Below are 18,453 nucleotides of genomic sequence, written 5' to 3' on the forward strand. Positions count from 1 at the left end.
TTTGAAGCCGAAGCGTTTGAGCTTCCGACCCAATCTTGATGTGACAGGTTACCGCCATTGCCACCCCATGCTTTCCGCCAAACATAGGCGTCTTCGCCTGGCGGTTCAAATACGATGGGCTGCGCCGGCCCCCCACTCCGTCTCGGCTTCGCCCATGAAATGAAGGTGGTGTTCCGGCTCGTGGACTCGGCCAGCCATCGCCCGTACAATCCCGGTTCTGCTGAAGGACGATCTCGCGAATGGCCGAAGGACGCGTCCAACGCCGTCTTGCCGCAATTCTGGCCGCTGATGTGGTGGGTTATACGCGTCTGATGGGCGGCGACGAGGCCGGCACACTTGGGGAACTGAAGACGATACGGGCCGACCTTATCGACCCAAAGATGGCTGAGCACCAAGGCCGCATCTTCAAAACGACCGGCGATGGCGTCCTCGCCGAGTTTCCAAGCGTCGTGAACGCCGTGGCTTGTGCGGTCGATATCCAGCGGGCCATGTCGGACCGAAACGGAGCCATCCCCGAAACGCGGGCAATACGGTACCGGATCGGGATCAACGTTGGAGACGTGATCATCGAGGGTGATGATGTGTTCGGTGATGGGGTGAATATTGCGGCCAGGCTAGAAGGCATAGCTCCGGTGGGCGGAGTCATGGTCTCGGGCGCGGTACGAGACCATCTTGGAGGCCGCCTTGATCTTCAGTTTGATGACATTGGCGACCATACACTCAAGAATGTCGAACGACCCGTTCGAGTCTATGCAGTGCGCATAAATGTACCTGCCGAAGTACCGATCTCACAGCCTTCGCTTTCGGACAAGCCGTCCGTCGCTCTGCTGCCGTTTGTCAATATAAGCGACGACCGTCAGCAGGACTACTTTGCAGATGGGATTACAGAGAACGTCATCGCTGGCTTGTCCCGGTTTCGCGATCTTTTTGTCATCGCGAGCAATTCGACGTTTGCCTACAAGGGCAAAGCCACGAAGATACAGGATGCCAGTCGAGAGCTGGGTGCCCGCTATATTTTGGAGGGCAGCGTACAGAGGTCAAAGGACCGCGTCCGGATTACCGCCCAGCTCATTGACGGCAACAGTGGGCGGCACCTTTGGGCAGAGCGCTACGACCGAGGCATCGATGACGTCTTTGCCGTGCAGGACGATGTCACCGAAAGAATAATTGGCAGCTTAGCTACAGCGTACGGAGGCCGTCTGTTAAAGGCGTGGCACGAGCGCCCGGAAGTCGCGGGGACACGGAATTTTCAAGCGCTGGACTACTTCGTGCGAGGTATGGAGGCCCTGGGCAATTTTACCAAGGAGGACAATCAGCGTGCGCGCGCACTCTTCCACAAGGCCAGTGAGCTGGATCCCAAATTTGGCAAGGCCTTCGCGAAAGTTGCCTGGACGCACATGATGGACGTAACCGATGGATTTAGCGAGAATCCCGAGTCCTCGTTAGCTAAGGCTTTGCACTACGCCAAACTCGCGATTGAACGCGACGACGCTGAGGCGTGGGGCCATTACGCTCTTGCAGGACATTGTTTGTTTTGCGGGCACTACGAGCCTGCCATTGCTGCGTTTCAGCGCGCCCTCGACCTCAATCCCAATGATGCAGATATTCTCATGGATTTTGCCTACTGTCTTTCCTGCTCGGGGAGGGCCGCACAGGGGCTCGACACCGCTCAAAGGGCGATGCGTCTTAATCCGCGCCATCCCGAGTGGTACCGACTACAGCTCGGTCAAATTTATTACGACTGCCAACAATACCATGAAGCAATCGCCGCTTTGGATAACCTAGCCAAAATCGATACAGTGTACCGCTGGATCTATTTAGCAGCTAGTCATGCTGCATTGGGGAATATTGCCGAAGCGAAAATGGCCGTAGCGCGGATCAATCAAATAGACCCGGCAGCCACGGTCGTAGGGCGAACTGGCCCCGAAATGACGCCTTACAAAAGTCCTGGCGATCTAGAACATCTTCGTGGGAATTTGCGCAGGGCCGGCTTGCGGGAATAAGGAGAAACGCTGGCGCTTTGCCATCAGCGTACCCGGTGAGCGGCGGCTCTATCCGTGGTCCCAGCCTTGTGACAACCACGCTCGGCTCAGCGACCATCATAGCAGCTTGGTCACTCCACCGGCGACTCCCCATTCAACCCCGCGACAATATCCAACTGCGCCGGCACTAACTTTTCCCCATGCCCGGTGGTGATCGCTGTGGCAAAACCATTGTGCACCTATTGGTTCCATTCGAATTTTCGGCTAGTCGCCGGTGCGCTCTCACGGCAGAGTGTGACCATGTGCAACCTCTACAACATCACCACATCGCAAGAAGCCGTCCGCCAATGGACCCGGACTTTGCGGGACATCCTGGGCAACCTCGAGCCGTCCATTGACATCTATCCCAACCAGCCCGGCCCGGTGGTGCGCAATGCGCTGGACGGGCAGCGGGAACTTGCCAACCTGCTGTGGGGCATGCCGACACCCGTTGAGCGGATGAAGGGGAAGGCCGATTACGGCACCACCAACATACGCAACCCGCAGTATGGCCATTGGCAACAGTATGTCGGCGTCGAAAACCGTTGCGTGGTGCCGGTGACGAGCTTTGCGGAGCCAAGCCCGACACAAGGCGACAAGGACCCTGAGACAGGCATCCAGAGGAACTATTGGTTCGCGCTCAATGAAGACCGCCCGCTGTTCTTCTTTGCTGGCCTCTGGACGCCGTGGCAAGGCGTGCGCAAGGTCAAGGATGGCCCGGGCGACTTCGAGCTTTACGGCTTCGTGACGACAGCGCCCAACGCCCTCATCAAGCCGATCCACGAGAAGGCCATGCCGGTGATCCTGACGACGCAAGAGGAGACCGAGGCGTGGTTGACAGCGCCTTGGTCGGAGGCGAAACGGCTGCAGCGCACAGCGCCTGACGATGCGCTGGTGATTGTCGATAAGCCGGCCACGCAGATCAAGTTTCCGCAGCAGACACCGGCTCAGGGCTCGTTGTTTTAGATCGGTGGTTTGGTAGGGCGTTTCCCCGTCAGGGTGACTTGGCACATTTCGCATAGCGGTAAATGTTATAGGGGGCGAGCAACTCATCTTCCGCAGGGGTAAAGCCACCCAGTAGGTCCGCGACAAGGCCTCTGTAGCTCTTGCCTTCTAGCTCTGCGCCTAGTTCCATCTGATAAACTTCCTGACGAAGTGCAGGAATGACAACCAACTCGGCGGCCGGGCCGCCATCATCCACTGTCTCGTAGGGGAGATTGATCGAGTCGCCTGTCATTAGAGGAAATGTGATGGAGCAGATTGAGGCACCATTGGAACAGGTAAAGTTGCCGTGGGCGGTCCACATGGGCTTGCCTTTGCGATACTCGGTCAGACTAGCCTTGCCGCCCTGCGCTCCATCGATGAATTGAAGTTCTTGGTATGAGGTTGGGTTTTTGTCCCGGTATAACGGCGACCTGAAAAGTTGGGAATTGAACTCGCAGTCAGACCTTGGTGACGGTGACGTTGGGCCGCTCGCAAGAAAAAGACAAACCCCAGCCAAAACAACTCTTCTCATCTTGCGCCCCCAATCTCCGCAATCACGCGCCGGCTGAGGCATAAGTCAATAGGGTCAGCGCTTCCCTAAGCTCGGACCGTCAGGGATTATCGTCTCTCCAAATCACCCGCCGCACCATGCGGATTTCAACAAGCCGCCTCACGGGTATCTTCGAGCCCTCCGACGCGCTTGGCAGCAGGATATCGACATCAAGGTCGCGACGTTTGCACCGCTCGCAACGCATATGCCGGTCAACGTCCCAGAACGGAATGTCGCCGACAAGCTTGGCTAGGTCTCCAGGCAGATAATGGCGCGTGATGTTGCAATTGAAGCAGCGGACGCGGATCAGCTGACCGACCTCATGCGCTTTGCTGAGGGTCTGCACAAGGCGTCGGGGTTTTCTGGGCTGCTCCGGCATATTAGAAAATAGGAATGAGTTCCTCGCCGAGTCAATTCGCCCTTGACATTTTCGTTCCCTTTTGTTCACTGTGCCCATGCAGCGTTTGGAGTACTAACCATGGACCGCATCGTGACACTCAACAGCCGCCAGGAGGCCGCCCTCCAGGCTCACGCCGAGGATTTCATCGCCGTCCACAAGGGCGATGTGATGAAGGCGCTCAAGGAAATGATCGTGCTCAACGGGCATCTGCAGGAGCGTCTTGACGCCCTCACCGCACCTCGCCGCGCGACACGCTAGGAGGATCGCTATGGGCACGATGCATTTTGACGACGAAGCCAAAGCCGAATTGCATTCGGAAGCCGTGAAGCTCATCGCGCGCTACGACAGCCCGCTTGAGACCGTGAAGGCGCTCATGGCCTATAATTGCGAGCTTGAGACCCAGATACTCGCCATCGCCCACCGGCATCCGGGGATAGTTTCAATCGGCTACGATCCCACTCCGCCTGTGCTGGGGTGATCGCTTCTGATTGGTGGGGATAGTCGACCCTGTCCTATCATGTCGTTGGTGGCTCAACCAACGAAACGCCGTTGAGGCCAGCAACGATATCCGACAGCGCCGGTACGAACTTTTCGCCATGGCCTGTCGTGACAGCGGTGGCAAACCCATTGCGCACCGCCGCACCGATCGGGTTGGCGATGCCGGCGGCCTGCGCGAACGAAGCAAGATAGGTCATGTCCTTCAGCGCGTTGGCGATGGCAAAACGCTGGGCGTTTTCGTTGCGGTTGAGGACGAAATCGAAGAAGGCCTGGTAGAAGCCGCAATCCATGCGGCTGCCTGAGATGACGCTGTTGAAGACCTGCGGCGTCAGCCCGGCCTTGGCGCCCAGCGTCAGCGCTTCCGAATAGATGGCGGAATAGCCCATCGAGACGAAATTGTTGAGCAGCTTCATGGTGTGGCCGCTGCCGGTCGGGCCGGTGTGGACGACGCGCGCAGCGAAGGCTTCAAGCACCGGCCGCGCACGGGCGACGGAATCGGCCGGGCCGCCAACCATGACGTCGAGCTTGCCTTCGGCCGCTTCCTTGGGCGTGCGCGCCAGCGGCGCGTCGATCAGCGTGATGCCTTGCGCGGCAAGCTCAGCGGCAAGGGCTGTCGTCGAGGACGGATTGGAGGTCGAGCAGTCGATGATCAGCAGCGGCGCGCCGGCCGCGGCAAGGCCATCGGGGCCCTTGACCAGCATTTCCACCTCGCGCGAGCCGGTGACGCAGAGGATGACGACATCGCAGGCAGCGGCGAGCTTGCGCGGGGTTGCGACCTCGGTGGCTCCGGCGGCGATCAGCCGGTCGGCGGCGGTGCGGCTGCGATGCACGCAGACGGTCAGCGGCCAGCCCTTGCGCAGCAGATTGTCGGCCATGCCGGCGCCCATGCTGCCCAGGCCGATGAAGCCGATGTGTTCTTTCATGAGAAACCTCCTACTGACCCGCGCCGGCGGGCTGAACTTTCGTCACCTTGCGGCGCGCACCTGTCGATGCAATGCTTTGAAGAAGAATCGGCCCTCGAACAAAAAACGACCTTGCCGAAGACTCGGACCGGAGCCCGCGTGATGGCGGAGACCATGCTTTTCGATGCCATACCGCAGGCGCCCAATCTGCGGACCGGGCTCGTCAACACGCTGATCGCACAGATCGAATCCGGCGACCTTGCGCCGGGGCAGAGGCTGCCGACCGAGCAGGAGATCGTCGCCGCCACGGGCGTCAGCCGCACCGTGGTGCGCGAGGCGCTGGCCGCGTTGCGGGCGCGAGGGCTGATCACGACGCGCCAGGGCCTCGGCGCCTTCGTCGCCAAGGATCCGCTGCCGCGGACCTTTTCCATCCTGCCGGATGATCTCGAATCGATCGACGAGGTGCTGCGCGTGCTGGAATTGCGCATGGGCATCGAGGTCGAGGCGACCGGCCTTGCCGCCGAGCGGCGCAGCGAGGCCGCCTTGGCGCAGATGAGTGCGCGGCTCGACGCGCTGGAGGCGGCGGTGCGTGCGGGAGGCTCCGGCTCGGAAGAGGACTTTGGGTTCCACCGCGCCATTCTGGCCGCGACGCAGAACCCGAATTTCACCCGGCTGTTCGATACGTTCGGCAGCGCCATGATCCCGCGCCAGTGGACACGGCTCGACCGGATGACCGAGGCCGAACGGGAAAAATACCTGGACCGCATGCAGCGTGAACATCGCGCCATCCTCGCAGCCATCGAGGCCAGGGACGTCAACGCGGCGCGGCGCGCCATGCGCAGCCATCTGACCAAGAGCTACGCCCGCTTCGAGGATCTGCGCGACAAAGCCGGACACGACTGAGGGGCCAGCCACGACTGATTGCTTGCCGCTCATCCGGCGACTCCGCCGAGATAGAGTTCGCGCATCAGCGACATGTCGCGCAATTCGGCGATCGGCCCGGAGACGACGATGCGGCCGTTCTGCATGAGATAGCCGCGTGAGGCGACGGCGAGTGCAAGGCCGGCATTCTGCTCGACCAGCAGTACGGAAGCGCCGAAGCGCGCGCCGATATCCAGAATGATCGCCTTGATCTCCTTGACCAGCAGCGGCGACAGGCCGAGCGACGGTTCATCCAGCAGCAGCACGCGCGGCCGCGTCATCAGCCCGCGCGCGATGGCCAGCATCTGCTGCTGGCCGCCGCTCAGCGAGCCGCCCTTGTCGCGTCGCTTGGTGGCAAGGATCGGAAAGAAGGCCAGCATGGTTGCGAAATCGACTTCCACGGCGGCCTCGTCGCGGCGGGCATAGGCGCCAAGGCGCAAATTCTCCTCCACCGTCATGTCGACGAAGATCTTGCGCCCCTCCGGCACCAGAACGACGCCGCGCCTGGCCATGACATCGGCGGCAAGCCCGGTCACCTCGGCGCCATCGAAAGCAATGCTGCCGGCGCGTGGCCGGATCAGCCCGGCGATGGCCTTGAGCAGCGTCGACTTGCCGGCGCCGTTGGGCCCGAGAATGGTGACGATCTCGCCTTCGGCCAATGTCAGCGAGACGCCGCGGTTGACAATGGTCGGCCCGTAGCCGGTGACGACATCGGAGACGGCGAGCAGGCTCACAGATCGCCTCCGAGATAGACATCCAGCACCTTGGGATCGGCGAGCACGGCTTCGGTAGGCCCGTCGGCGATCTTGGAGCCGAAATCGAGCACGGCAAGGCGCCGGCACAGCATCTGCATCAGCTTCATGTCGTGGTCGATGACGCAGACAGTGATGCCATGACCGGGCAGCTGGCGGACAAGCCCGACAAGGGCCGTGGTTTCGCGGTCGTTGAGGCCGGCGGCTGGCTCGTCGAGCAGCAGCAGCGACGGCCGCGTGGCCAGCGCAAGTGCCAAGCCCAGCAGGCGCAGGCTGCCGAACGGCAGCACGCCGGCTTTTTCGCCGCCGAGCGCGCTCAGGCCGACGAAGTCGAGCAAGGCTTGCGGTGTCGGCCAGGGCTTGGTGCCCGCCCTCGCCCGCACGTGCTCGCCGGCGATCTGGACATTCTCCAGCACGCCAAGCCCGGCAAAGGCCATGGCCTGCTGGAAAGTGTAGCCGATGCCGGCCCGCGATATGGCGTGCGGCTTGAGACCGGTGATGTCTTGCCCGCGAAACGCCACGCTGCCGCCGCTCGGCTTGTGGACGCCGGTGACGACGTTGAACAACGTCGTCTTGCCCGAGCCGTTGGGACCGACGACGCCGAGGATTTCGCCCTCTTCAATGGTGAGGTCGACGCCGGCAAGGGCCGTGACGCCGCCGAATTGTTTGCTGAGGGCGCTGATCGCCAGGATCGGGCTCATCGCCGCGCCTCCGCTGCGTCGCGCTCTTCCGTCTCCGGCTTCGGCTTGCCCGAAAATGCCGCGCGGAGCGCTCGGACGATGCCGCCGATCAGGCCGTCAGGCAGAAGCATGATCACCGCGATCAGGCAGACGCCGTAGACGATGCGCGACTGCACCGGATCGAGGTTGAGCACCTCCGGCAGGAAGGCAACGAGGATGCCGCCGGCCAGCGGTCCCTCGATCAGCCTGGCGCCGCCGATCATGACCATCAGCGCCAGGTAGATGCTGGGGAAGGAGGAGAATTGCGAAGGCGAGATATGGCCTAGGAAATAGGCCAATAGCACGCCGGAGATGCCGGCAAAGACGCCGCTGACGACGAAGGTGCCGATCTTGTGGCGGCCGACATTGATGCCGAGCGAGGCGGCCAGTTTCTCGTTCTCCCGGATGGCCCGCAGCGTGCGGCCATAGGAGGAGTGGATGATCGTCCAGCTCGCCACCGCCGCCATGGTCACGAAGGCAACGACCATCAGATAGTAGCGCGTCAAATCGGTCATATCGGCGCCGAACAGGGTGACTGGGCCGGCGATATCGAGCCCGGTCGCGGCACCGGTGTAGTCGCCGCCATTGGTCAGCACGATGGCCAGCAACTGGCCGAAGGCGAAGGTCATGATGACGAAGTGATGGCCGCCGACGCGCAGCGACGGAATGCCGACGATCATGGCGAATATTGCGCTTGCAACGGCTGCCGCCGGCAGCGCCAGCCAGAAACCGACGCCGAAAATCCCGCGCCAGGATCGCCGCCGCGTAAGCGCCGACACCAACCAGTGCGGCATGGCCCATTGACAGGATGCCGGTCTGGCCGAACAGCACCGACAGGCCGTAAAGCGCGATGACGTTGATGCCGGCCGAGATCGCCAGCGACAGGAAGCGGTTGCTCGGCGAAAACAGCGGCACGGCCGCGATCAGTACGAGGATGACCAGCACCGGCAGCAGCGACCGCAGCGGCTTGAGGGCGGTACCCGCATTCATGACGCCATCCGGGGTCCGCTGGTGCCGCCGAACAGGCCATGCGGGCGCACGATCAGCACCAGGATCATCAAGGCGAAGGAATAGGCGTCGGTCCATTGCGAGAAGCCGTAGCCGGCGCTGAAGCCCTCGACGATGCCGAGGATGAGGCCGGCGGCGACGGCGCCATAGATGTTGCCGAGCCCGCCGATCAGAGCGACGGCGAAGCCCTTCATCACCATGGTGCCGCCGGTGAACGGCGTGATCGGAAACAGGGCGATCAGCAGCGCGCCGCCCAGCCCGGCGAGCGCGCTGCCGAGGACGAAGACGCCGGTGATATAGCGGCGCACCGGAATGCCCATCAGGGCGGCCGTGTCGCGATCCTCGACGCTGGCGCGCAGTGCGCGGCCGTAGCGGCTGGCGGTGATCATGCGGAAGCTCAGCGCCACCACGGCGATGGTGATCAGGATGACCATGACGCGCACCGAGGCGATGCGCACGCCGCCGACCTCCCAGACCGTGGTCAGCGGGCGCGGAATGCTCTTCTGGTTGGGGTTCCAGAACAGCACGACGACATGCTGCAACACGACGATGAGGCCGAGCGAAACGATGAAGCCGTTGGTCGGTCGCTCCAGCGTGAAGCGAAACAGGCCGCGCTCGAGGATGTAGCCCATCAGCCCGACCGCCAGGATCGCCAGCACCACCGCAAGGGGGAAACCGAGGCCGGCGCTGACGGCGAGCCAGGTGACGATGCCGCCGATCATCAGGAACTCGCCATGGGCGAAGTTGATGATGCCGGTCAGGCCGAAGATCAGGGTCACGCCGATGGCAATGAGCGTGATGACGCTGGCGATGGAAAGGCCGTTGAGGATTTGCTGGATGAAGATATCCACGGCGATCGAGACCTGCCTGTTTCAAGAAGGATGTTTTGGCGGCGAGTGGCGCCGCCAAAACAAGGATTGCTTCAGCAACTCAGCTCTTCGGCGCTTCGGCCGGTGGCTGCTGCATGGCGCAGGAGATGGTGCCGCCGGGTGCCGCGGCGCAGACCTCGGTGGCGTGGGTGACCTGATGCGTCGGATTGAACGTCAGATCATCCGAAACCACGCCCTGATGGTGCAGGCTGAGCAGCGCCTCGACCGTCTTGTCCGGATCGAAGCTGTCGGCCTTCTGCCAGGCTTCGACGAGGAAGTGGACATAGTCGTGGTAGAGCAGCGACACCGACGAGGTCACGCCATGCGGCGCGCCGGCGGCGAAGTAGGCGTCGAAATAGGCCTTGGCCTTCGGGTTGGACGACTCGCCCCAGCACACCGGCACGCAGCTCATCGCCACCGGCACGTCGGCGGACAGCTGCTTTTCCTTCCAGATGCCGGGGTCGACGCCGAACAGGAAATAGCTTTTCGCGGCACCCAGTTCGAGCGCCTGCGGCAGCGCCGTCAGCGTTGAATCGCCATTGTACCAGAAGTGGATGATGTCCGGATTGAGGCTCTTGGCCCGCGTCAGGAAGGGCGAGAAGTCGGTCGTGTCCGGCGGGTAGAAGATGATGTCGGGCACGTCCTGCCCCTCGGCCTTCAGCGCCTTGTAGTAGTAGGACGACAGGAACTGCCCGGTGGCATCGTTGCCGACGATCATCACCGACTTCTTCGGCTTGAAGCCAAGCAGCGGCTCGAGCAAGGACAGGACACCACGCGCGGTCGATCCGGAGCGCTGGAATTCCTGCGGTTCGGACTGGAAGAGATAGTGGTCCTCGCCGCCCGGCTTGACGGAGTCGGGGTTGAGGATTTTCGCCAGCGTCGAATTGCCGGCGAAATGGATGATCTTGGCCGGCTGCGTGATCTTGGCCATGGCCAGGGTGAAGTCATGCGTTTCCGAGCCGAAGATCGCTTGCACCTTGACGTCGCGCACCAGCTCCTGGGTCGCGGCTATTGCCGTGGAGATGTCGGTGCGGTCGTCGCGCTTGACCATTTCTAGCTTGTAGGTCTTGCCGCCGATCTTGAAGCCACCGGCATCGTTGATCTGCTTGACGGCAAGGCCGACGCCCGCCGGCAAGGTATGGCCGGCGGACACGAACGAGCCTGACTCGGCGGCGACGACGCCGATCTTGACGATGTTGTCTTCGGCAAACGCCGGATGAGCGAACGCGCCAAGGCACAAGGCCGCTGACGCGGCCAGTTTAAGCACGGTTTTCAATTTGAGATCCTCCCGACTCCAAATCATTGCAGTCTTACCGGGTTGTCATACAACCCTGTAATCTGGTAAATCTTACGGACGGGGATGTCAATCGCATTGCCATGCGATAAGAGGCTTCCCGAAAATCAGAATCGCAGAGCCGGATTTGCCGGCAAGCCGCAGTCAGGAACAGCAAGATGCAATCACGGAAATTCGGCCGTACCGGCAGATCAGTCAGCGAAATCGGTTTTGGCGCCTGGGCGATCGGCGCCGCCTGGGGCGAGGTCAATGACGACGACGCGGTCGCCGCCCTGCATGCCGCGCTCGACGCCGGCGTCACCTTCCTCGACACGGCCGACGTCTATGGCGACGGCCGCTCGGAGAAGCTGATCGCCAGGGTGATGAAGGAGCGCGGCGGCGAGCGGCCGTTCATCGCCACCAAGGCCGGACGGCGGCTGCCGAAGCAGACCGTCGAAGGCTACAGCCTGGAGAACCTGACCGGCTGGATCGACCGCAGCCTGAAGTATCTGGAGACTGAGACGCTTGATCTCGTGCAGCTGCACTGCCCCCCGACCGACCTCTATTATCACCCGGAGGTGTTCGAGCGGCTCGACCGGCTCGTCGAGCAAGGCAAGATCCGCAATTACGGCGTCAGCGTCGAGCGCGTCGAAGAGGCGCTGAAGGCGATGCAATATCCCGGCGTCGTCAGCGTGCAGATCATCTTCAACGCCTTCCGCCAGCGCCCGGCGGAACTGTTCTTCGACCAGGCGAAAAAGAACGATGTCGCGATCATCGCCCGCGTGCCGCTGGCCAGCGGCTTGCTGTCGGGCAAGTTCAAGGCCGACACCAAGTTCGAGACCACCGACCATCGCCTGTTCAACCGCAACGGCGAGGCCTTCGACGTCGGCGAGACGTTTTCGGGCGTGCCCTATGAGGTCGGGCTGGCGGCGGTCGAGAAGATCCGGCCGCTGGTGTCAGGCGACACGACGATGGCGAAATTCGCACTGCGCTGGATCCTGATGTTCGACGCGGTAAGCGTGGTCATTCCTGGCGCCCGCAACCCGGCGCAGGCGGTTTCCAATGCCGAGGCGGCGGAGCTTGCGCCGTTGTCGAATGCGCTGATGGGCAAGGTTAAGGCGATCTACGACCAGGACATCAAGCCCTACGTGCATCAGCGCTGGTGATTGGCCTATTGCCGAGCTTCGAAATCGAACCGGCAATGATCGTGCTGACCGTCGCAGGCGCAGTACGCCTCCTCGCATGCGATTGCCGTCGGATCGGCAATGCCGAGCAGGAATGAAAAGGCGCCGGTGACGAAGCCTTCGAACATGTAGCAGACGCGCTGGCCGGGTTGCTGCCCGGCCTCCAGCGCGAAGATCGAATTCTTCAGGCTGATGCTGCCGCGACGGCCGGCGACATCCAGCACGTCGATCGAGAACTGGCCCCAGCCGCGCTGCGACAGCCGCTGGAAATAGTGGCGGAAGGTGGCCTCGGGATCGAGACCCTTGACCCGCACCTGCGCCTCGCACCATTCGATGGCGGACTTCGCCGTCGCCGCGCGCAGAATGTCGCGGTAGGCGTCGCGGCCGAGGGCTGCCTCGACCGCGACATGGTTGTTCACCAGGAAATGCCTGGGCAGATAGACCATGGGCAGCCCGTCGGTCCGCCAGATGCCGCTTTCCTCATCGACATCGATCGGAACCGTGGGCTGCATGATGCCTAGGCCGCCGCTTAAGCCGCTTGCCGCTGCGAAGCGACCGAGGCCGACTGGTCCTTGTAGAGTTCGCCGTCCTTCATGATGACGATGAGGTTCTTCTCATGCACCATCATGTCGAGATCCTTCAGCGGGTCGCCATTGACCAGCAATAGGTCGGCAATAAAGCCCTCCTTGACCATGCCGAGTTCGTCGCCGAGGCCCATGACCTGGCCGCCGAGCCGCGTGCCGCATTGCAGGGCTTCGCTGGGCGAATAGCCCAGCAGATCGACGAAATGCTTTAGATCCCGCGCGTTGGTGCCTTGCGGCGTCTGCGCGAAACCATAGTCGCCGCCGATCAGCGCACGCACGCCGCGCTTGCGCAGTTCGGTGTAGACCTTGCGGCTGTCGTCAAGGATGCGCTGCATGCCGAACTTCACCGCCATCTCATGGGTGAAGCCGAAGGGCTCGCCCTCATAGAGCGTGCCGTAGATGATGCCGATGGCCGGCCCGACGAAGATGCGGTCCTTGGCCGATTCCAGCGCGTCGAGCGCCTCCTCGTCGGCGGATTCGCAGTGGTAGATGACGTCGACGCCGCACTTCACCGCGCGCTTGACCGAACCGGCGGCGCGGGCATGGCAGTTGATCTTCTTGCCGAAGTCGCGCGCCACCGACACCGCCGTCATCACCTCGGCCTCGCTCATCACGGTGAGGCCGCCATGCGCCGCCGGGCTCAGATCGTCGCCGGAGATGTTGATCTTGATGTTGTCGGCGCCTTCGCGGCAGCACAGCCGCACCGCCTTGGTGATCTCCTCGACGCCGTCGGCGATCATGCCGAAGCTCTCGTGGTACATATGCTGCTGGCGCTCGTCGCCGAGGCCGCCGGTGACCGTGATCTCCGGGCTGCCGGCGCGCATGCGCGGGCCCGGCAGGCGGCCGGCATTGATCTCGTTGCGGATGACGATGTCGAGCCGGAGCTTCGAGGTGGCGGCGCTGTAGGCGCTGGTAAAACCATGATCGAGCAAGGTCTTGGCGTTGCGCATGGTGAGCAGCAGGTGCTCCTCGGGCGGGATCAGGCCGAGGTCGGAATCCTTGATCGCGCCGCCAAAGGAGATGTGGGCATGGCCTTCGACAAGGCCCGGCATCAGCGTCATGCCGCGGCATTCGACCGTCGTCGCGCCCTCGCCCGACAATTGTCCGGGCGTGCGTGCGATGGTGACGATGCGGCCATTGTCGACCAGCAGATCGGCCGGATAGGCATCAGTGCCCGTGCCGTCCCAGATCATGGCATTTCGGAACATCACTCTTGTCATGACTTCGTCCTTTCGGAGTTGGCGTGGGTTATTGGTTGACGGCTTGCGCTGCGATGACGTCGTCGGCAACGACATTGGACAGGATGCCGACGCCTTCCAGTTCGACTTCGCAGACGTCGCCATGCTTCATGAACAGCTGCGGCTTGCGCGCCACGCCGACGCCGGACGGCGTGCCGGTGACCAGGATGTCGCCGGGCTCCAGCGTGATGGCTTCGCTGATGATCGAGATCAGCGAGACGACATCGAAGATCATGTCGTCGGTCGAGGCGTTCTGGACGATCTCGCCGTTCAGCCGCGTCTGGATGCGCAGGCCCTTGCCGCCTGGCGGCAGTTCGTCAGCCGTGACGAAGATCGGACCGAACGAGCCCGTGCCGTCGAAATTCTTGCCGACGGTCCACTGCGGCGCCTTGGTCTGGAAATCGCGGATCGAGCCGTCGTTGAAGATGGAATAGCCGGCGACGTGGCTGAGCGCCTGGCTTGGTGCAATGTGGCGGCCGGCCTTGCCGATGACCGCCACCATCTCGCCCTCGTAGTCGAGCTGGATCGAGGCTTCCGGCCGGCGGATCGCCGCGCCATGGCCGATCAGGCTGGTCGAGAAGCGGGCAAACAAAGTCGGATAGGTCGGCGGCACGAAGCCGCTCTCGATCGAATGGTCGACATAGTTCAGGCCGACGCAGATGATCTTGCCGGGCCTCGAGATCGGCGGCAGCCATTCGACCGATTTCGCATCAATGCGGCGCCCGCAGGCCAGCTTCTCGCCGGCGGCCTGGAGCGCCGGCGTGCCTTCGGCGATCAACTCGTCCAGCCATCCGGGAAACATCGCATCGCTGGCATCGATGCCGCGGAACTCACCGGCGGGCAAGGCGATCGCCAGCCCAGGTCCTCGCGACGATTTATAGGCTGCAAATCGCACTGGCCACATCCTTGCTCGTGAAGACTGGACTTTGTTGAGAAATTATATATCTGTCAACAGAGAATATATTATTTTGCATTCTGATTTTCCGCTGGGATAATGTATCAAGGCCCCTCGAAGGACGGATTCGCCCGCAGGCAAACGAATGGCTAGGGACGGCTCGATCAATCTCACCCAGGGCGCGTATGAGGATCTGCGCGCCGACCTGTTGTCGTGCCGGATCGCGCCCGGCAGCCGGCTCAAGGTCCAGGAGCTCTGCGACAGGCTCTCCGTCAGCCTTGGCGCCATCCGCGAGGCCTTATCGCGGCTGACATCCGAAGGCCTTGTCGTGGCCGAGCCGCAGCGCGGCTTTCGCGCCGCGCCCATCTCGGCCGAGGACCTGCTCGACCTCACCAAGACGCGCATCCAGATCGAAACACTCTGCATCCGCCGCGCCATCGAGGTCGGCGATGTCGCCTGGGAATCGCAGCTGGTTGCCGCGCTGCACCGGCTGTCGCGCACGCCCGAGCACACGCCCGACGATCCCGTGCATTCGAGCGACGAATGGGCGACCGCGCACGCGGCCTTCCACAAGGCGCTGGTCGCCGGCTGCGACAGCCGCTGGCTGCTGCGCTTGCGCGACCAGCTTTACGACCAGAGCGAACGCTACCGCCGCCGGTCGGTCTCGCTGGCACCAAAGGCGCGTAACATCAGCAAGGAACATCAGGACCTCGCCAATGCTGTGCTCGACCGCGATGCAGAGAAGGCATGCGACTTGCTGGCGGCGCATCTGGCTGTCACCACAGACATCTTGCTAGCCGCCGAAGCCGACGACCTGCCGGCGCGCAAGACGATCGAGCGGGCATAGCGTTTCATTCGATCTCCTCGGACAAACGCCGCCCGCGCGAACGGGCGGCGTTTTGCGTCGCGGCCTACTGGCGCAGATTGGTCCAGATCCGGTCATAGGCGCGGATCGCCTTCTCGTCGCATGACGGCGCGAAGGTGATCTTGAGATCGGCCGGCGGATTGAATTCGGGTGAGCCGCCAACGTCCGGCGCCAGCAGTTTGTTCGATCCGGCGATCCCGCTCTGGTAGCCGGTGTATTTCTGCTGCAGCGCGATGTTTTCGGGATCCATCAGGAAGTTGAGAAACTTCTTCGCATTGTCGAGATTGGGCGCCGTGGTCGGCACGGCGACATTGTCCATCCAGCCGACCACGCCTTCCTTGGGGTAGACGTATTTGACCGTCGACTTCTGCTGGCGTGTCGCCAGCGCCTTGCCCGACCACTGCTCGTGCATGACCGTTTCGCCGGCGACCTGGCGCTCGACGATGCCGTCGGAATTGTAGACTTTCACGAACGGCTTCTGCGCCTCGAGCAAGGCATCGAGTTCCTTCAGGTCGGCCGGATTGCTGTTGCACTGGTCCTTGCCGAGATAGACGAGCGCCAGCGATATCACTTCGGTCGGCGAGCCGAACATGCCGACCTTGCCCTTCAGTTCCGCCGGCGGATCGAACAGCGGCTTCAGGCTGTCGGTCGGGCCTTTGTAGACCGCGGTGTCGACCGAATAGGAGGTGGTGCCCCACACCCATGGCACGGTGTATTTCGCATCCGGATCCCAGGGCCGGTGCTGCCATTTCGGATCGACGTTCTTGAAGTTCGGCATCGCCGCAGCGTCGACTTCCTGGAACAGCTTCTGCTTGACGAAGATCGGCACGAAGTCGTTGCTGATGATCATCACGTCGTAGCCGGCGGCTCCGGAACTGAGCTTGGCGAGCGCGGTCTCGTTGGAGTCATAGGTGTCGATGGTCACCTTGATCCCGGTCTCGGCCTCGAACTTCTTGATCATCTCGTCCGACGTGTAGTCGGTCCAGTTGTAGATATGCAGTTCGCCGGCATCGGCGAGCGCGCTGGTGGTGATTGCGCCGAGCATAGCGGCGGCCAGGGCTAGTGATGAAAATCCTTCTTTCCATTTGGTCATAGTCGTTCTCCTCTGGTTTCTTATCTCTAGGCAAATCTGTTGCGCCGTCCGACGAGCAGCGCCGCCGCGACGAAGACGATGGAAACGGCAAGCAGGATGGTGGAGATGGCGTTGACCTCGGGCGTCACGCCAAGCCGCATCATGCCGTAGATGTAGACGGGCAAGGTGGTCGAGCCGGCGCTCGACACCATCATCGAGATCAGGAAATCGTCGAGCGAGACGACGAAGGCCATGATGGCGCCGGCCGAGATCGCAGGCAGAAGCAAGGGCAGCGTGACGCGGCGGAACAGCCGCCATTCGTCGGCATAGAGGTCGCGCCCCGCCTCTTCCAGCGTGCCGCCCATATCGCGCAGCCGCGCCTGGATTGGCAGCAGCGCGAACGGGATGCAAAAGACGGTGTGGGCGATCATCAGGTTGATCAGCCCGTGATGCATGCCGAGGCCGGAAAAGAAGATCAGCGTGGTGATCGCCACGACGATTTCCGGCACCACCAGCGGCATTGCGATTAGCGCCGTTGCAGCACCCCGCCCAAAACGCAGCCGGCCGCGTTCCAGCGCAATGGCGCCGGCCGTCGCAATCGCCGTCGAGGCGATGGTGGCAACGATGGCAATGATGACGCTGTTGAAGGCGGCGTCGCGGATGGCGTCATTGTTGGCGACCGCGACAAACCATTTGAAACTGAAGCCGGCCCAGACGGTGACCAGCCGGCTCGAATTGAAGGCATAGATCACCAGGATCAGCAGCGGCGCGTAGAAGAAAACGAAGATCAGCGCCGTGTAGGCCGACAGGCCGGGCGTGTGGCGCCAGTCGAAAGGTTTGGCGCCATTCATCGCTGGTCCTCCTGTGCCCGGCGCGAGCGGATGACGAAGACGGTGAGCACCACGACCGTCACCACCGTCGAGAGGGCCGCGCCAAACGGCCAGTTGCGCGAGGAGGTGAACTGCATCTGGATCAGGCTGCCGATGAGCAGCTTCTTGCCGCCGCCGAGCAGGTCCGGCGCCAGGAAAGAGCCAAGTGCCGGCGCAAAGACCAGCGTGGCGCCGGCCAGCGCGCCGGGCCGCGCCAGCGGCCAGACGATGCGGCGGAAGACGGCGGCGCGGCTGGCGTAGAGATCGTGCGCTGCCTCGATCAGCCGGGGGTCGATGCGCTCCAGCGTCGAATAGATCGGCAGCACCATGAAGGGCAGGAAGGTGTAGACGAGGCCGAGCAGGATCGAGCCGTCATTGTAGAGCAGCGGCAGCGGATCGGAGATGATGCCGGCATGGCGCAGCGCGCCATTCGCCAGCCCTTCGTCGCGCAGGATAAGGATCCAGCAATAGGTACGGATCAGCGTGTTGATCCAGAACGGCAGGGTGACGGTGAACAAAAGGATGCGCCGCCGCTCCGGCGTCTGGCAGACGATGTACCAGGCCACGGGAAGGCCGAGCACGAGGCAGATCATGGTGGTGGCGATGGCGAGGTAGATCGAGCGCAGGATGATGAGCGCATAGCTCGGCGAAAACACCAGGCTGTCGTCGAAGTCGCGCTGATAGAGAAACTGCAGATAGGCGTCGAAGGTCGCCGGCGCGGTGACGCCGCCATAGGGGTTGGCGGTCATGAAGGAATAGGCGACCGCCAGGAACAGCGGCAGCACCATGAAGACGCCGATGACCAGCATGGCCGGGGCAATCAGGAGCCAGGTGCGGTTCGGACCCATC

21 protein-coding genes are annotated in these 18,453 nt (G+C 62.7%); 7 read left to right on the forward strand and 14 right to left on the reverse strand.

The annotated features are described in order from the left end of the window. Positions 1-239: 239 nt before the first annotated feature. Both AC0V7N_RS32540 and AC0V7N_RS32545 read left to right on the forward strand, forming a co-directional pair. Positions 240-2,003 (forward strand): adenylate/guanylate cyclase domain-containing protein, encoded by a 1,764-nt coding sequence (locus AC0V7N_RS32540; RefSeq protein WP_475452330.1) that lies wholly within the window; start codon positions 240-242, stop codon positions 2,001-2,003. A gap of 279 nt (positions 2,004-2,282) precedes the next feature. Continuing rightward, positions 2,283-2,987 (forward strand): SOS response-associated peptidase, encoded by a 705-nt coding sequence (locus AC0V7N_RS32545; protein ID WP_475452331.1) that lies wholly within the window; start codon positions 2,283-2,285, stop codon positions 2,985-2,987. Between the two features lie 28 nt (positions 2,988-3,015). On the opposite strand, the gene AC0V7N_RS32550 is transcribed toward AC0V7N_RS32545, so the two are convergent. Together AC0V7N_RS32550 and AC0V7N_RS32555 are read right to left on the reverse strand one after the other, a co-directional pair. Further along, entirely contained in the window at positions 3,016-3,537 is a 522-nt protein-coding gene (locus tag AC0V7N_RS32550; RefSeq protein WP_475452332.1) for a hypothetical protein, read from the reverse strand. A gap of 79 nt (positions 3,538-3,616) precedes the next feature. Next, positions 3,617-3,901 carry a hypothetical protein gene (locus AC0V7N_RS32555; protein WP_475452333.1) on the reverse strand — a complete coding sequence of 95 codons (285 nt, stop codon included), beginning with the start codon at positions 3,899-3,901 and terminating at the stop codon, positions 3,617-3,619. Positions 3,902-4,033: 132 nt separating this feature from the next. Between AC0V7N_RS32555 and AC0V7N_RS32560 the strand changes: the two genes are divergently transcribed. Together AC0V7N_RS32560 and AC0V7N_RS32565 are read left to right on the forward strand one after the other, a co-directional pair. Next, entirely contained in the window at positions 4,034-4,213 is a 180-nt protein-coding gene (locus AC0V7N_RS32560; RefSeq protein ID WP_056584989.1) for a hypothetical protein, read from the forward strand. Between the two features lie 10 nt (positions 4,214-4,223). After that, a complete protein-coding gene (locus tag AC0V7N_RS32565; protein WP_020628784.1) occupies positions 4,224-4,433 on the forward strand; it encodes a hypothetical protein in 210 nt (69 codons plus the stop codon). Positions 4,434-4,470: 37 nt separating this feature from the next. Here the strand turns inward: AC0V7N_RS32565 and AC0V7N_RS32570 are convergent, their stop codons facing one another. Continuing rightward, a complete protein-coding gene (locus AC0V7N_RS32570) occupies positions 4,471-5,376 on the reverse strand; it encodes an NAD(P)-dependent oxidoreductase (RefSeq protein WP_475452334.1) in 906 nt (301 codons plus the stop codon). A gap of 141 nt (positions 5,377-5,517) precedes the next feature. On the opposite strand from AC0V7N_RS32570, the gene AC0V7N_RS32575 reads away from it, so the two are divergent. After that, complete coding sequence (locus tag AC0V7N_RS32575; RefSeq protein ID WP_475452335.1) at positions 5,518-6,258, forward strand: FadR/GntR family transcriptional regulator; 741 nt, start codon at positions 5,518-5,520, stop codon at positions 6,256-6,258. Positions 6,259-6,287: 29 nt separating this feature from the next. Here AC0V7N_RS32575 and AC0V7N_RS32580 read toward each other — a convergent pair whose 3' ends face one another. From AC0V7N_RS32580 to AC0V7N_RS32600, 5 genes are all read right to left on the reverse strand, one after another. Then, positions 6,288-7,010: an ABC transporter ATP-binding protein gene (locus tag AC0V7N_RS32580; RefSeq protein ID WP_475452336.1), complete on the reverse strand. Its 723-nt coding sequence runs from the start codon at positions 7,008-7,010 to the stop codon at positions 6,288-6,290. After that, positions 7,007-7,729 carry an ATP-binding cassette domain-containing protein gene (locus tag AC0V7N_RS32585; protein WP_496627531.1) on the reverse strand — a complete coding sequence of 241 codons (723 nt, stop codon included), beginning with the start codon at positions 7,727-7,729 and terminating at the stop codon, positions 7,007-7,009. The genes AC0V7N_RS32580 and AC0V7N_RS32585 overlap by 4 nt, the downstream gene beginning before the upstream one ends. Further along, positions 7,726-8,541 (reverse strand): ABC transporter permease subunit, encoded by an 816-nt coding sequence (locus tag AC0V7N_RS32590; protein WP_496627532.1) that lies wholly within the window; start codon positions 8,539-8,541, stop codon positions 7,726-7,728. The genes AC0V7N_RS32585 and AC0V7N_RS32590 overlap by 4 nt, the downstream gene beginning before the upstream one ends. Positions 8,542-8,733: 192 nt before the next feature. Beyond that, a complete protein-coding gene (locus AC0V7N_RS32595; RefSeq protein WP_096455234.1) occupies positions 8,734-9,606 on the reverse strand; it encodes a branched-chain amino acid ABC transporter permease in 873 nt (290 codons plus the stop codon). Between the two features lie 79 nt (positions 9,607-9,685). Then, complete coding sequence (locus tag AC0V7N_RS32600) at positions 9,686-10,891, reverse strand: ABC transporter substrate-binding protein (protein ID WP_475460599.1); 1,206 nt, start codon at positions 10,889-10,891, stop codon at positions 9,686-9,688. Between the two features lie 185 nt (positions 10,892-11,076). Here AC0V7N_RS32600 and AC0V7N_RS32605 point away from each other — a divergent pair, with 185 nt between their 5' ends. Beyond that, on the forward strand, positions 11,077-12,063 hold the full coding sequence (locus AC0V7N_RS32605) for an aldo/keto reductase (RefSeq protein ID WP_475452339.1): 987 nt from the start codon (positions 11,077-11,079) through the stop codon (positions 12,061-12,063). A gap of 5 nt (positions 12,064-12,068) precedes the next feature. On the opposite strand, the gene AC0V7N_RS32610 is transcribed toward AC0V7N_RS32605, so the two are convergent. Genes AC0V7N_RS32610 through AC0V7N_RS32620 form a run of 3 tightly spaced genes read right to left on the reverse strand, consistent with a single transcriptional unit; the run spans position 12,069 to position 14,798 of the window. Continuing rightward, positions 12,069-12,593 carry a DUF5943 domain-containing protein gene (locus AC0V7N_RS32610; protein WP_475452340.1) on the reverse strand — a complete coding sequence of 175 codons (525 nt, stop codon included), beginning with the start codon at positions 12,591-12,593 and terminating at the stop codon, positions 12,069-12,071. 17 nt (positions 12,594-12,610) lie between these two features. Then, the gene (locus tag AC0V7N_RS32615) at positions 12,611-13,885 is read right to left on the reverse strand and encodes a metal-dependent hydrolase family protein (protein WP_475452341.1); all 1,275 of its coding nucleotides are present in this window, start codon (positions 13,883-13,885) and stop codon (positions 12,611-12,613) included. A gap of 28 nt (positions 13,886-13,913) precedes the next feature. Then, complete coding sequence (locus AC0V7N_RS32620) at positions 13,914-14,798, reverse strand: fumarylacetoacetate hydrolase family protein (RefSeq protein ID WP_475452342.1); 885 nt, start codon at positions 14,796-14,798, stop codon at positions 13,914-13,916. Positions 14,799-14,943: 145 nt separating this feature from the next. On the opposite strand from AC0V7N_RS32620, the gene AC0V7N_RS32625 reads away from it, so the two are divergent. Next, positions 14,944-15,645 carry a GntR family transcriptional regulator gene (locus tag AC0V7N_RS32625; protein WP_475452343.1) on the forward strand — a complete coding sequence of 234 codons (702 nt, stop codon included), beginning with the start codon at positions 14,944-14,946 and terminating at the stop codon, positions 15,643-15,645. 64 nt (positions 15,646-15,709) lie between these two features. Here the strand turns inward: AC0V7N_RS32625 and AC0V7N_RS32630 are convergent, their stop codons facing one another. Genes AC0V7N_RS32630 through AC0V7N_RS32640 form a run of 3 tightly spaced genes read right to left on the reverse strand, consistent with a single transcriptional unit; the run spans position 15,710 to position 18,452 of the window. Then, a complete protein-coding gene (locus AC0V7N_RS32630; protein WP_475452344.1) occupies positions 15,710-16,756 on the reverse strand; it encodes an extracellular solute-binding protein in 1,047 nt (348 codons plus the stop codon). Between the two features lie 26 nt (positions 16,757-16,782). Next, positions 16,783-17,586: an ABC transporter permease gene (locus AC0V7N_RS32635; RefSeq protein ID WP_475452345.1), complete on the reverse strand. Its 804-nt coding sequence runs from the start codon at positions 17,584-17,586 to the stop codon at positions 16,783-16,785. Further along, a complete protein-coding gene (locus tag AC0V7N_RS32640) occupies positions 17,583-18,452 on the reverse strand; it encodes an ABC transporter permease (protein ID WP_475452346.1) in 870 nt (289 codons plus the stop codon). The genes AC0V7N_RS32635 and AC0V7N_RS32640 overlap by 4 nt, the downstream gene beginning before the upstream one ends. Between the last annotated feature and the right edge of the window lies 1 nt (position 18,453).

Source organism: Mesorhizobium kamtschaticum, from assembly GCF_056174585.1.

Coding starts and splice junctions, on each gene's coding strand:
- AC0V7N_RS32610 (WP_475452340.1), bottom strand. CDS start 12,593: ATGCAGCCCACGGTTCCGATCGATGTCGATGAGGAAAGCGGCATCTGG.
- AC0V7N_RS32560 (WP_056584989.1), top strand. CDS start 4,034: ATGGACCGCATCGTGACACTCAACAGCCGCCAGGAGGCCGCCCTCCAG.
- AC0V7N_RS32570 (WP_475452334.1), bottom strand. CDS start 5,376: ATGAAAGAACACATCGGCTTCATCGGCCTGGGCAGCATGGGCGCCGGC.
- AC0V7N_RS32540 (WP_475452330.1), top strand. CDS start 240: ATGGCCGAAGGACGCGTCCAACGCCGTCTTGCCGCAATTCTGGCCGCT.
- AC0V7N_RS32565 (WP_020628784.1), top strand. CDS start 4,224: ATGGGCACGATGCATTTTGACGACGAAGCCAAAGCCGAATTGCATTCG.
- AC0V7N_RS32545 (WP_475452331.1), top strand. CDS start 2,283: ATGTGCAACCTCTACAACATCACCACATCGCAAGAAGCCGTCCGCCAA.
- AC0V7N_RS32585 (WP_496627531.1), bottom strand. CDS start 7,729: ATGAGCCCGATCCTGGCGATCAGCGCCCTCAGCAAACAATTCGGCGGC.
- AC0V7N_RS32550 (WP_475452332.1), bottom strand. CDS start 3,537: ATGAGAAGAGTTGTTTTGGCTGGGGTTTGTCTTTTTCTTGCGAGCGGC.
- AC0V7N_RS32575 (WP_475452335.1), top strand. CDS start 5,518: ATGGCGGAGACCATGCTTTTCGATGCCATACCGCAGGCGCCCAATCTG.
- AC0V7N_RS32630 (WP_475452344.1), bottom strand. CDS start 16,756: ATGACCAAATGGAAAGAAGGATTTTCATCACTAGCCCTGGCCGCCGCT.
- AC0V7N_RS32605 (WP_475452339.1), top strand. CDS start 11,077: ATGCAATCACGGAAATTCGGCCGTACCGGCAGATCAGTCAGCGAAATC.
- AC0V7N_RS32640 (WP_475452346.1), bottom strand. CDS start 18,452: ATGGGTCCGAACCGCACCTGGCTCCTGATTGCCCCGGCCATGCTGGTC.
- AC0V7N_RS32615 (WP_475452341.1), bottom strand. CDS start 13,885: ATGACAAGAGTGATGTTCCGAAATGCCATGATCTGGGACGGCACGGGC.
- AC0V7N_RS32635 (WP_475452345.1), bottom strand. CDS start 17,586: ATGAATGGCGCCAAACCTTTCGACTGGCGCCACACGCCCGGCCTGTCG.
- AC0V7N_RS32590 (WP_496627532.1), bottom strand. CDS start 8,541: ATGCCGCACTGGTTGGTGTCGGCGCTTACGCGGCGGCGATCCTGGCGC.
- AC0V7N_RS32625 (WP_475452343.1), top strand. CDS start 14,944: ATGGCTAGGGACGGCTCGATCAATCTCACCCAGGGCGCGTATGAGGAT.